The 11676-nt window shown below is 74.0% G+C and carries 10 protein-coding genes; 2 read left to right on the top strand and 8 right to left on the bottom strand.

What is annotated here, in order from left to right:
• Positions 1 to 49 precede the first annotated feature (49 nt).
• Both SM793_RS14785 and SM793_RS14790 read right to left on the bottom strand, forming a co-directional pair.
• A complete protein-coding gene (locus tag SM793_RS14785) occupies positions 50 to 505 on the bottom strand; it encodes a hypothetical protein (protein WP_320438630.1) in 456 nt (151 codons plus the stop codon).
• Between the two features lie 941 nt (positions 506 to 1446).
• The gene (locus SM793_RS14790; protein ID WP_320438631.1) at positions 1447 to 2874 is read right to left on the bottom strand and encodes an MFS transporter; all 1428 of its coding nucleotides are present in this window, start codon (positions 2872 to 2874) and stop codon (positions 1447 to 1449) included.
• Positions 2875 to 2934: 60 nt separating this feature from the next.
• On the opposite strand from SM793_RS14790, the gene SM793_RS14795 reads away from it, so the two are divergent.
• Positions 2935 to 3519, top strand: a complete 585-nt coding sequence (locus tag SM793_RS14795; RefSeq protein WP_320438632.1) for a helix-turn-helix domain-containing protein — start codon at positions 2935 to 2937, stop codon at positions 3517 to 3519.
• 339 nt (positions 3520 to 3858) lie between these two features.
• Here SM793_RS14795 and SM793_RS14800 read toward each other — a convergent pair whose 3' ends face one another.
• Positions 3859 to 4080 (bottom strand): DUF6243 family protein, encoded by a 222-nt coding sequence (locus SM793_RS14800; RefSeq protein WP_320438633.1) that lies wholly within the window; start codon positions 4078 to 4080, stop codon positions 3859 to 3861.
• Positions 4081 to 4847: 767 nt separating this feature from the next.
• Between SM793_RS14800 and SM793_RS14805 the strand changes: the two genes are divergently transcribed.
• Positions 4848 to 5849, top strand: coding sequence for an SDR family NAD(P)-dependent oxidoreductase (locus tag SM793_RS14805; protein WP_320438634.1), 1002 nt, complete (start codon positions 4848 to 4850; stop codon positions 5847 to 5849).
• On the opposite strand, the gene SM793_RS14810 is transcribed toward SM793_RS14805, so the two are convergent.
• The 5 genes from SM793_RS14810 to SM793_RS14830 form a co-directional block, all read right to left on the bottom strand.
• Positions 5830 to 6390: an HAD domain-containing protein gene (locus SM793_RS14810; protein WP_320438635.1), complete on the bottom strand. Its 561-nt coding sequence runs from the start codon at positions 6388 to 6390 to the stop codon at positions 5830 to 5832. The two genes, SM793_RS14805 and SM793_RS14810, sit on opposite strands and share 20 nt — an antisense overlap.
• 85 nt (positions 6391 to 6475) lie before the next feature.
• Complete coding sequence (locus tag SM793_RS14815) at positions 6476 to 7153, bottom strand: hypothetical protein (RefSeq protein WP_320438636.1); 678 nt, start codon at positions 7151 to 7153, stop codon at positions 6476 to 6478.
• Between the two features lie 123 nt (positions 7154 to 7276).
• On the bottom strand, positions 7277 to 8248 hold the full coding sequence (locus SM793_RS14820) for a hypothetical protein (protein WP_320438637.1): 972 nt from the start codon (positions 8246 to 8248) through the stop codon (positions 7277 to 7279).
• The gene (locus SM793_RS14825) at positions 8245 to 8607 is read right to left on the bottom strand and encodes a PadR family transcriptional regulator (protein ID WP_320438638.1); all 363 of its coding nucleotides are present in this window, start codon (positions 8605 to 8607) and stop codon (positions 8245 to 8247) included. The genes SM793_RS14820 and SM793_RS14825 overlap by 4 nt, the downstream gene beginning before the upstream one ends.
• A gap of 97 nt (positions 8608 to 8704) precedes the next feature.
• The gene (locus SM793_RS14830; RefSeq protein WP_320438639.1) at positions 8705 to 11620 is read right to left on the bottom strand and encodes a type I polyketide synthase; all 2916 of its coding nucleotides are present in this window, start codon (positions 11618 to 11620) and stop codon (positions 8705 to 8707) included.
• Positions 11621 to 11676 lie beyond the last annotated feature (56 nt).

Consider the following 11676-nt stretch of genomic DNA (forward strand, 5'->3'; position numbering starts at 1 on the left):
CCGAGGTCATCCTCGCAGGCGCGAGGGTCAGGTGTCCGGGTGCCAAGTGTCAGGCGTCCGTCTCCGAGTCCCGTGCCCATTCCTCGCGCGGCCGCAGCCGCGCCAGAAGCCGTTGGGCCTCGTCGCGGACGCCGACGTCCTGGTCTGTTGCCAGCTCGCGGTACTGCTTGATCAGCCGGTCCGCGCCTTCGGTCGTCATCCAGTCGGGGTCGCAGTCCAGAGCGGCTTGGATCTCCTCTGCAGTCCAGGTTTCCGACGCACAGCTTCTGGCCAGCAACACGCGGCGGAGCCCGATCGTGTCTTCGCGTTCGAGCAGGGCCACCGCCGTCTCCTGGGTGACGCCGGTGTCCTGGACGTCCAGGAGGAGGCGGTGGATGACGTCCGTCGCCTCCTCGAGCCTGTCCGACACCGCAAGCTGCCGCCCGGCAGCCGCACGAACGGACCATGCCGGTGAGTCGGCATTCCGAATCGCCGTGCTCAGTTCTTGATCATCTAGGGATGCCATGCCACCAGCCTGCCAGGGGCCACGAAGATCTCCAGATGATTTTCGTCAGCCCCACTACTGCCTCGAAACTCTCCCCCGCACAGACGGGGGTCAGCCGCATCGCGGGAGCCCGCCGGCAGTGATCACCGTGCCCTCCCCTCGCCTGCGGGGTCAGCCGACGGACGCAGCACACAGGTGCCCATGCCCGATGGTCCTCGTCGCGTGGTCGGGTCCGTCGGGGCCCGTGGTCAGCGAGCGGACCAGATCGAGCAGTCGGCCGTGTGGCGGATCAGCACCACCACGGTCCCGCCGTCCGTGACCTGACGGTCACGCGAGACCGTGCAGCACACCACCAGTACCGGAAGCGGCGCCCGGACGATCGCAGGAGCCTCGTCCCGGTCCGGCACCGCGGTACGCGGCCACGCGGGCTCCACGACCGGCGGCCCAGGCCGACGGAAGGAAGTCCGGCGGCCGACCTGGCCGACGGGCACTCCGAGAGCCCGGGCACGGGCGTGACGACGACGACGGTCACGGCGTTCGGACATGGTGACACCCTGCACCCTCCCACCCTCTCCACACCAGCGACCTGGCAGACGCCTCCCGACCGGCCCACCGAACCGCCGTACCCCCAACCACACCCAAGCCCGATACAACTGGGCCTCTCCTCCAGGACCCACCCGCCCTGTCGGTCACGGATGACACGATGAGACGCTGCTCCTTGGCTCCTCGACAGCTTCGCCAGGTAGCCGCGCCCGGCCGATGAGGATCAGCTGTCGGTCGCCCAGGTCCCGCTCTTTCCGGAAACGCGTCGTCGGGCCGGGGCCGTCGGTGGCCGCCTGCGGCTCGGGCCCGGGCGTGGTCCTTGGTGACTGGGGGTCCAGCGCCGGCCGCCGGTGGCGGGGAGCGGTCACACCACCGCCCCGGCCGGCGGTTTCAGGACGGCGGTGGCCGACGCGTGCCGGCTACCGCGGATCCGCCGCGCGGCGCTGGGCGGCGGCGAGCCACAGGGCGGCCGCGCAGGCCAGCAGTGCTGCCGCGATCACCAGCGTCCAGCTGCGGCGGAAGCCCTCCAGCGCGGCCTGCGACCCGTGCGAGGTGCCGATCAGGCTCACCGTCAGCGCCACGCCCACCACCGCGCCGAGCTGCCGGGCCATCGTGGTGATCGCCGAGCCGGTGGCGAAGCGGGTGGGCGGCAGCGCCGCCGCGGCGGACCCGACGAGGGTGGGCAGGGTCAGTCCCACGCCCAGGCCGGTGAGCAGCAGCCCGGGCAGCAGTTCGGTCGCGTAGCCGGGCCGGACTCCGACGGCGGCGGTCCACCAGCCGATGCCTGCGGCGAACAGCAGGGTGCCGAGCGCGGCCACCCGTCCGGGGCCGAGCCTGCGGACCAGTGCGGCGCTGCCCAGTGCGACCGGCGGCACCAGTAGCGGTCCGGGGGCGATGGCGAGTCCGGTGCGCAGCGCCGAGTACCCCCAGGTCTGCTGGCACCACAGGACCGAGGTCAGCAGCATGCCCGCGAAGGCGAGGGTGAACAGCAGGGCCGCGGTGTTGGCGGCGGCGAAGACCGGTACGCGCAGCAGCGGCAGTTCGACGATGGGGGCGCGGTGGCGCGCCGAGCGGCGCAGGAACCAGCCGGTCAGCAGGGTGCTCGCGAGCAGGCTGCCCAGGACCTGGGGCGAGAGCCAGCCCCAGCTGTCGCCCTTGACCAGGGCGACGGTGAGGGTGGCGATGGCGGCGGTGAGCAGGACGGCGCCGAGCAGGTCCGGCAGCGGTCCGTTCTCCCGGCCGCGCAGCCTGGGCAGTACGCGGGCCCCGACGGCGATGGCGGCGATGCCGACCGGGACGTTGGCGACGAACACCCAGCGCCAGTCGGCTTCGACCAGGAGTCCGCCGAGGACCGGTCCGAGGCCGGCGGCGATCCCGCCGATCGAGGCCCAGGCCCGGATGGCGCCGGGGCGCTCGGCTGCGGGAGTGGCATCGAGCAGCAGCGCGAGTGAGGTCGGCATCAGCGCCGCCGCGCCCGCCGCCTGGACCGCCCGGGCGGCGTCGAGCCAGCCGACGGCCGGGGCGAGTGCGCAGAGTGCGGAGGCAGCGGTGAAGACGGCCAGCCCGGCGAGGAACACCCTCCGGTGGCCGATGCGGTCGGCCAGCCGTCCGGCGGGGACCAGCAGCGCGGCGAAGACGATGGCGTAGCCGTTCAGCACCCAGGAGAGGGTGGCCAGGCTGCTGCCGTGGAAGTGCTGCTGCATCGCCGGGAGGGCGACGTTGACGATGAACAGGTCGAGGTTCGAGACGAAGACCGCGGCGGCGAGCACCAGGAACGCGGTGCGGCGGTGGGGCCGGTCCCGGTCGGTCGGCGCGGCTACTGGGTTTGATATTCCAACTGGCTCCATGGCCCGGAACGCTAGCGGCAGTGAGTTTGAATACGCAACCCGCTGTGGCAGGCTGGTGGAGTGACCCCGCACATCGACGCCCAGCCCGCAGCCGCCCGTTCCGCCGCCACCGCCCTGCCGGGCCGCCCCTGCTCCATCGCGGCCGCGCTGCAGGTCCTCGGCGAGAAGTGGGCGCTGCTCGCGGTGCGCGAGCTGTTCTACGGCAATCACCGGTTCGACCGGATCGCCCGCAACACCGGCGCCCCGCGCGACCGGCTCACCGCCCGGCTGCGCTCCCTGGAGGAAGCGGGAGTGGTCGAACGCCGCGCCTACAGCGAGCGCCCCCCGCGCTACGAGTACCACCTCACCGAGGCCGGTCGGGACCTCGCCCCGCTCACCCAGGCCCTGCTCGCCTGGGGCGACCGCTGGCTGTCGCCCGAGCCACCGGTGGTGCTACGCCACCACCCGGACCATCCCGACCACCTGGACAACCCCGACCACCCTGACGACTCCGACCACCCTGACGATCCCGGCCACCCGCTGGACGCGGCCTGGACCTGTCGCACCTGCGGGGTGGAGGTGCGCAGCCCGGACGTCGGCCTGGAGGTCCGCTCCCCCGGCTGGGACCACCGGGGCCCCACCGCGGGCGGGAATCCGCGGTCCTGATCGCCTGGCGGGGCGGCCTGGGGCGGGCTCACCGGTTCCTCGGCGTCGGACTCGTGCCGCCCGTGGCTTGGTTCACGCGGGAGTCCCTGCGTCACTGCCGGGGGCGCGGTCCGGGAAGGTCGGCGGCGGTAGTGCCTGTGGAACTCCGGTTCGGGCCGGCCCGGCCGCAAGGGCCGGTGGCCACGGGCGTAGGCTGATGGTCGGGCCCCTCATGTCGACGAGCGTGAGGGGCCCGGCCATCTTCCGCCGGTGTCGATGCGGGGCTCGAAAGAGCAGCAGGGCCCGGACCGCGACGCGCGGTCCGGGCCCTGACCCGTGCTTCTCAGCAGCGGCGGTGCGTCAGCTCTGCGTCTGCGCGGTGTCGTCGCCCGCCTGCGCGGCGTCTTCGGCCGTGCCTGCCTTCTCGCGCATCTTGCGCACCAGCTCCGCCTTCTGGTCGGCCGCACTCTGGCGGTCGAGGTTGCGGTGCGGACCGTTGTTCCGCCGTTCGTCGCGGGACAGCTTCTTGCGCTGGCCGCCGCCCATGCCCACGGGGTTGTTGATGTTCTTGCTCACAGTCAAGGGTCTCCGGTTAATGATGTGAAGGGTTAATGATGTGAAGTGATCTACGGATGCATCGGTGGGGGACGGGCGGCGACGTCGAAGGATGTCAGCGCAGGCCCGTCACGCTCTCACTCGTAAAGCGGCGCCTGGAAGCACACGGCAAGGACGTTACCCGGTTCCGCCGGTCCCGCACACCAATCTTTTCGCCACCCCGGCGTCGGCCGGGCCTTCGCCGGGCCGGCCGGGGCCGACCGCTTCCTTCCGGGAACCTCGCACCGCCAACTCCGCCCGTGCTCGCCGGCGCCACCCGGGCAGGTCCGGGCGGGCGCCGCTGGGCTGCCGGGGGCGTTGTCAGCGGTCGGAGCACACGGACGACTCGGACGACACGGAGATCATCTCACGCGCGCGCTGCTGTTACGGGACAACCTTGCGCTCGGGCGGCGGCGGTTCACCTGCCGATCCCCGTCCGGACCTCCCGCGCGGCAGCCTGCACGGCTGCCGACCCCGAGCTCGCGCGGTCGCCCGTGGTGAGTCCGAAGACAGTGAAGACACACGTCGGGAACGTGTTGACCGACCTCGGTGCACCCGCTGTCCGGACGCCTGTCCGGTAGGGCGCGGTTTTTGATCACACGGACCGGGAGAGCGATGCCGGTCGGCTGTCAGCGGGGACAGCGACCTGTGGGTGGGATGCGGGTGGCCTCCGGGACCGTGGGAACCGGGCGTGAGCGGCTGGGAATCCGCGGCTCCGCCCGCCGCCGCACCACTTCGAGCTCCGGGAGCCCGCCATGTCCTCCGTACCCCAGACCCCGCCGTGGGACGTCCACCGGCTGCCCCGGGCCGACGGAAAGAACTTCCTGGTCACCGGCGGCAACGCGGGCATCGGGTACTTCGTCGCCGAGCAGCTCGCCGCCACCGGGGCCACAGTCGTGCTCGGCAGCCGCGACCCGGCGAAGGCCGGAGCCGCGATCGCCTCCATCGCCTCGCGCGTCCCCGGCGCCGAGCTGGGGCACCTGCCCCTGGACCTGGCCGATCCCGCTTCGCTCCGGACAACCGTGGACGCGCTCGGGCTGGACCGCCTCGACGCGGTCGTCCACAACGCCGGAGTGGCACTCGACCGCCCCCCGCGCCGCGAGACCGCGGCCGGCCACGAGCTGATGTTCGCGACCAACCACCTGGGGCACTTCTCCCTGACCCACCACCTGGCTCCCCTGCTCATGGCGACCCCGGGGAGCCGGATCGTCACCACCGGCAGCTTCGCCGCCAAGTCCGAACGCCTGGACCTCGACGACCTCCAGAGCACGCGCGACTACCGGCCCAAGCGCGCCTACGCGCGCTCCAAGCTGGCCCAGATGCTCTTCGCCCTCGAACTCGACCGCCGCCTGCGCGCCGCCGGCAGCGCAACGCTCAGCGTGCTCGTCCATCCCGGCGGGGCGCTCGACTCCCTCACCCCGTCGCGCCCGCCGATCCACGTCCGGACCGCCCGCGAGCGGCTGGGCCACCTGCCGCTCGGCCTCGTCGTCCAGGGCAAGGACGCCGCCGCGTGGCCCGCGGTCCGAGCCGTGCTCGACCCGGGCGTACGCGGCGGCCGGATGCTGAGCCCCCGGGCGTTCGGCCTGCGCGGTACACCCAGGACCGAACCCCTGTGGAACCACCTCACCGACACCACGACCGCGGCAATCCTCTGGGCGGCCAGCAGTGACCTGACCGGCCACGAGCCGACGTTCACCGCTGCGACAAGGCCCGGCGGGGCCGAGGGCACGACGGCCCTCACTGTCCCAGGACTCTGATCTGCCGGCGGAACCACGCGTCGAGAGCCGCGTAGTCGCCGTCGGTCAGACCGCGGCGGGGATCGACGCGATGGAGCAGTGCGGGCGCCCGGTGGTGGGCGGCGACCCAGGCCCGGTCGGTGTCGGTGACCTCGTCGTCGACCCAGGCGAACGGGCGCCCCGCGGCCCAGTCGACGAGGGTGCGGGTCTTCCAGTGCAGCCCGTGCCGCTCGTCCTGGTCGTCGAGGCGGCCGAGGTCGTCAAGGTCGTCGAGGTCGGACGGTTCCGGCCAGGGGACCACCGCGAGCGGGGGTAGGCCGATGCGCGGGGCGATGCGGTCGTTCGCTTCGGCCATCCAGCTCGTCGCCCACACAAGGTCGCACGGGAGCGCCGACAGGCGGGGCCCGTGCGCGGGATCGATCCTGCTCAGGAGAGGGTTCGCGTCGTCGCCCGGTGAGTGAGGACCCGTCGCGAAGGTCGGATACCGATCGGGCGACCCGAATGGGATGAGAGGTCCGTCGACGTCGAGAAACAGCAGCGGACGCTGCGCGGGGACGGTCACGGGAACACGATAGTGGCCGCTCGCAGCGGCCCGCCGTCGACGGCGGGCGCCCGGACCAGCCACGGTCCCGCCGGGAGCGCCCCGGTCAGCGCTGGTCGAGTCCCGGGTAGTAGCCGCGTTGGTACGGCGACAGACCGGAGACGGCCAACTCGCCCCGACCCCGGCAGATGGGGCAGACCTTCGTCGTGGCGCACTCCCCGCACCGGCTCCTCGGCCGGTTCCGGCCGGGCACCCACCCGCGGCCGCCGCACCCGGGGCACCGGCCGAGGCCGTCGCACTCGTAGCAGAGGACGTGGCCGGGCGTGACGGTAGCGGGCGTCCGCACCGGTTCCGCCTCCCCGGCCCGTTCCGGCGGGCCCAGTGCCAGCGCCGGCGTCCGCCCCCGGAACGCCACGGCGGGCGTGTCCTCGCTCGTCAGGACACGGATCTCGTTCCCGTCCCGGTGCGCCAGGACCACCGTCCAGAGCCGCCCGTCGTCGTGCTCCTCGGACACGGTGACGTCCCAACCGGCCGCGCGGAGCTGGAAGGCCGCTCGGGAGGCCGTCCCGGCAGCAGTGGCGCCCGCCGGACGATCGCCCTGGTACACCGTCGAATAGCGGTGGCTCGGCGGGCCGCCCAGGTCGGCGGCCTTCGGTTCGTCGAGGGACAGCCGGCGCAGGTGGACACGGGTGGTCAAATCGGTGATCAGCGCGACCATCTGCTCACGCAGGGACCGGCCCAGCCGGTCCAGTTCCTCACGCGCCGCCCTCGGCGTACCGTCCACACCGGCCCCCCGACCCTGGAACCCAACGGCCTGGAAGGTAGCACGGAGTCGGCTCCCGTGACCGCAGCCGCCTCGCCCCCGATTTCCGCAGGCTGGTTCAGGCGTGGTGTCGGCGGCTGCTGGCTACGGTGTCGGACCAGGTGCTCGCGGTCCGTCCGGTTCGGTGAGGCGGGTACGCCGGGTGTCGCGGCGCACGAGTCCGATGCCGATGGCGGCGGCGGTGGCCAGGAAGGCGAGGACCAGGCCGACGTTTCGGAGCAGGTCGAGTGCGTCGGACGGGGTGCCGCCGTGGAGGGGTGGGGCGATGGTGAGCGTCCAGGGCAGGACGGCCAGTGCGATGCCGCCGGCGTGCAGGGGGTCGGTGTTCGGCCTGCGGAGGCGCGCGAGGTGGGCGAGGCTCAGCACCAGGGCCGGCCAGGCCGGGGAGAGGTCGAGCAGGGCCTGCTGGAGGGGCGGGAAGACCAGATCGGGGTAGTCCTCGGGCCGGGTGCCGAGCCACAGCACGGTGAGAGCGCTCAGCGGCAGCGCGACGGCGGCGGCGGAGCCGATCGCCCAGGAGCGGCCCCGCCGGGAGAGGTCGACGGCGTCGGGCGGTGCGATCAGCGCCAGGACGGCCGTGACGGCCCAGAGGCCGGGCAGTTCGGGATTACGGGTGAATGCCGCCAGCGCGACGGCCGCCAGGAGCAGGGCCCGGGCCGGGGCCCAGCGGCCGAGGGCGACGCACAGCAGGGCCAGGACCCAGGGGGCGCTCTGCGCGGCACCCGCCGCCCAGTGCGCGTCGGATCCGGCGGGGAGGGCGCCGAACAGCAGGTGGAGCACGCTCAGGGCGGCACTGCCGGCCAGCAGGGCCGGCGCGCCACCGGCGAGGATCCTGCCCGCGGGATCGCTGGAGCTGAGCCGGGTGCGCAGTCGCACGGCGTGTGCGGCGAGGGCGGCCCACTCGCGCAGGGCGGTGCGGGGGCCGGCGTGCTGGAGGGCGTCGGCGAGGACGGCGTTGATCTCCGCGCCGTGCGCGGCCCGGTACTCGGACGGGTAGAGGCCGGAGAGGGGAAGGCGTCGCAGCAGGGCGGGAGGAGAGGTGTGCTCGTCGGTCATGCCGTTCCCCAGTTCGTGCGCAGCGTGGGCCGGGGGGCGGTGCCGAGGGCGAGCCTGCGCTCGGCCTCCGCGACGCCGGCGCGCAGCCGTTGCGTCTCCTCGGTCAGTGTGTGCCGGCCCTGCTCGGTCAGCGTGAAGCTGCGGCGCAGCCGCCCGCCCACGACCTCCTCGTGGGCGATCCGGATCAGGCCCTGATGGAGCAGGCGGTCCAGTGCCGTGTAGAGGGTGCCGGTGAGCATTTTGGTGCGGCCTTCGGTGATCGCCAGGACTTCCTGGAGGATCGCGTAACCATGCCGGGGCTCGTCGGCCAGTGCGGTGAGTACGAGCCTCGCAGGCTCTTGCAGTTGACGGTCTGCCATGCTGGAACCATAGATCACTGATTTACATATGTCGATGGTTTAGCTACGTGTGACGGAGGCCGTCCCGGTGTGCGGCGGACCGCACACCGGGACCGGGTCACCCGCCGATCACGTGGGCGGCGATCGCCCGCGGGGTCGGTGCGTCGGCCAGTTCGGCGATCCGGACCGGGACGCCGAACCTGCGCTGGACCTGGGCGATCATCCGGATGAAGAGCAGCGACTCCCCGCCGAGCGTGAAGAAGTCGGAGTCGGCCCCGACGGTGGGCACCCCGAGCAGTGCGCGCCAGATCTCCACGATCTGTTGCACGGTCCGGTCCTCGTCGTCCGAGACCGAGACGGGAGCCGTAGCCGGGACCGGCACCGAAGCAAGGACCGGGGCCGGGACGGACGCCTGTGCCGGGACGTGCCGGAACGCGGGCGCGTCCAGCCAGTGGCGTTCGGCGGCGAAGGGGCGGGCGGGCAGTGGCGCCCGGGCCGCCGGGGCGCCCGCGCGCACCGCCGCCCAGTCCAGCTCGACGCCCGAGGCCCACAGCGCGCCGAGCCCACTCAGCAGGTCGGCGCGGCGCGGCTGCAGCGCCACCACGGGCGTCCGCCGGGCCTCGGGGACCTGCCGGGCGCTGCCGATCAGACCGCTGCCCGGGCCGACCTCGACCAGGACCGCCCGGCCGCGGGCCGCCGCCGTGACCACCGCGTCCTGGTAGCGGACGGGGCTGCGCAGCTGCTCCGCCCAGTAGCCGGCCGGCCGGAGCCCGCCGGCGGGCAGCACCCGGCCGCTGACGGTGCTGATCACGTCGACCCCGCCCGGCTCGGCCTCGACCGTCGCGGCCACCGCGTCCAGCGCGGCGGCGGCCCCGGCCATCATCCGGGAGTGGAAGGCCCGCTCGGTGGGCAGCACCCGGTGCTGGATGCCGGCGGCGTCCAGCCGGGCGCGCAGCCGGGTCAGCGCGTCGGCCGGGCCGGACACCACGACCACCTCCGGCGCGTTCACCGCGGCGATGTCGAGCTCGTCCGGTCCGGCGAGTTCTGCGCGCACCGCGGCCGGGGCCGCGAGGACCACGACCATGCCGCCCTCGGGGGCCCGGCGCATCAGCGCGCCCCGCTCCGCGACCAGGCGCAGCGTGTCGGCCAGGCCGAGTTCGCCGGCCAGGCAGGCCGCCGCGTACTCCCCCACCGAGTGCCCGAGCAGGGCGGCGGGCCGGACCCCGAAGGTGCCGAGCAGCCGTCCGAGCGCGTACTCGTGCAGCACCAGGGCGGGCTGGGTGAGGTCGGTGCGGTGGATCAGGCCCTGCGGGTCCCGGTCGACCAGCAGGTCGCGCAGGTCGACGCCGAGGAGGCCGCGGGCGAGTTCGCTGCCGTGGTCGATGTCGGCGGCGAAGGACGGGTAGCGACGGTAGGCCCACTCGGCCATGCCGGGTGCTTCGGCGCCCTGGCCGGGGAGCAGGAAGACCACCTCGGGCCGGCGCAGCGCGGTGCGTACGGGTGCGCCGGCCAGGGCGCGGGCCGCGCCGGCGGTGTCCGGCGCGGCGACGGCGATCCGATGGGCGAAGTGCCGGCGGTGCTGCTGGGTGGTCACGGCGACGTCGGGCAGCGGGAGCCCGGGGTGGTCGGCGAGGTGGCGGGCGAGGCGTTCGGCGGCGCTCCGCACGGCCGCCTCGGTGGGGGCGGAGACCAGGACGACGTCCGGGGCGTTCGGGGTGGGTGGCGCCGGGTCGGCGGGTGCCTCGGTGAGCACCATGTGGACGTTGGTCCCGCCGAGGCCGAAGGAGCTGACGGCGGCGCGGCGCGGCAGGCCGTCCGGGACGGTCCACTCCCGGGCGACGGTGTCGACGGTGAACGGCGACCCGGGGCCGGTCAGTTCGGCCCTGGGCCGGTCGAGGCCGGCGAGCGGCGGGATCCACCGGTGGTGCAGGGCGAGGGCGGCCTTGATGAGGCCGGCCACGCCGGCGGCGGCCGACAGGTGTCCGATGTTCGCCTTGACCGAGCCGAGCGAGCACGTGCCCCGGCCGTCGCCGAACACCTCGCGCAGAGCGGACAGTTCGATGGCGTCGCCGACCTCGGTGGCCGTGCCGTGCGCCTCCAGGTAGCCGATCGTCGACGGGTCGACGCCGGCGGCCGCGTAGGCGCGGGCGAGCACGTCGACCTGGCCGGTGACGCCCGGGGCGGTGTAGCCGACCTTCGCCGCGCCGTCGTTGTTGACGGCCGAGCCGGAGATCAGCGCGTGGACCCGGTCGCCGTCGCGGCGGGCGTCCGCGGCCCGTTTGAGGACGACCATGCCGACACCGCTGCCCGGCACGGTGCCGTTGGCGGCGGCGTCGAACGGGCGGCAGGAGCCGTCGGGCGACATGATGCCCTTGGGCTCGTAGCGGTAGCCGGCGCGTTGCGGGAACTCCAGGTCGACGCCGCCGGCCAGGGCGAGGTCCGAGTCCCCGGTGCGCAGGCTCTGGCAGGCCAGGTGCACGGCGACCAGTGAGGTGGAGCAGGCGGTCTGGACGCCGATCGCGGGCCCGTTCAGGCCCAGCCGGTAGGCGATCCGGGCCGCGAGGTGGTCCTTCTCGTTGGCGAGCACGACGGAGAGCAGTCCCTGCTCGGCCAGGATCTCCGGGTCGGCCAGGACCTGCTGCTGCAGGTAGTAGTTGAATCCGGAGCCGGCGAACACGCCGACCCGGCCCGGTGGCCGGTCGGTGATCAGTCCGCCGCTCTCCAGTGCCTCCCAGGCGGTCTGGAGCAGCAGCCGGTGCTGCGGGTCCATCAGGTCGGCCTCGCGCGGCGGGATGCCGAAGAACCCGGCGTCGAACAGCTCCGGCCCGGCGAGCAGGCCGCGGGCCGGCACGTAGGCCGGGTCGTCCAGGTCGGCGGCGGGCACGCCGGCCGCCAGCAGCTCCTCGCGGGAGAGCCGGGCGACCGCCACCCGCCCGGAGAGCAGGCCGTTCCAGTACTCGTCGAGGTCGGCCGCGCCGGGGAACCGGCCGGCCATTCCGACGATCGCGATGTCCTGCCTCAGCTCGTCACTCATCTCGTCACGCACTTCGTCACGCGGCTCGTCACTCATCTCGTCACCCCCGTCATGTC

It is taken from the genome of Kitasatospora purpeofusca (genome assembly GCF_034043715.1).
Taxonomy (GTDB): domain Bacteria; phylum Actinomycetota; class Actinomycetes; order Streptomycetales; family Streptomycetaceae; genus Kitasatospora; species Kitasatospora purpeofusca_A.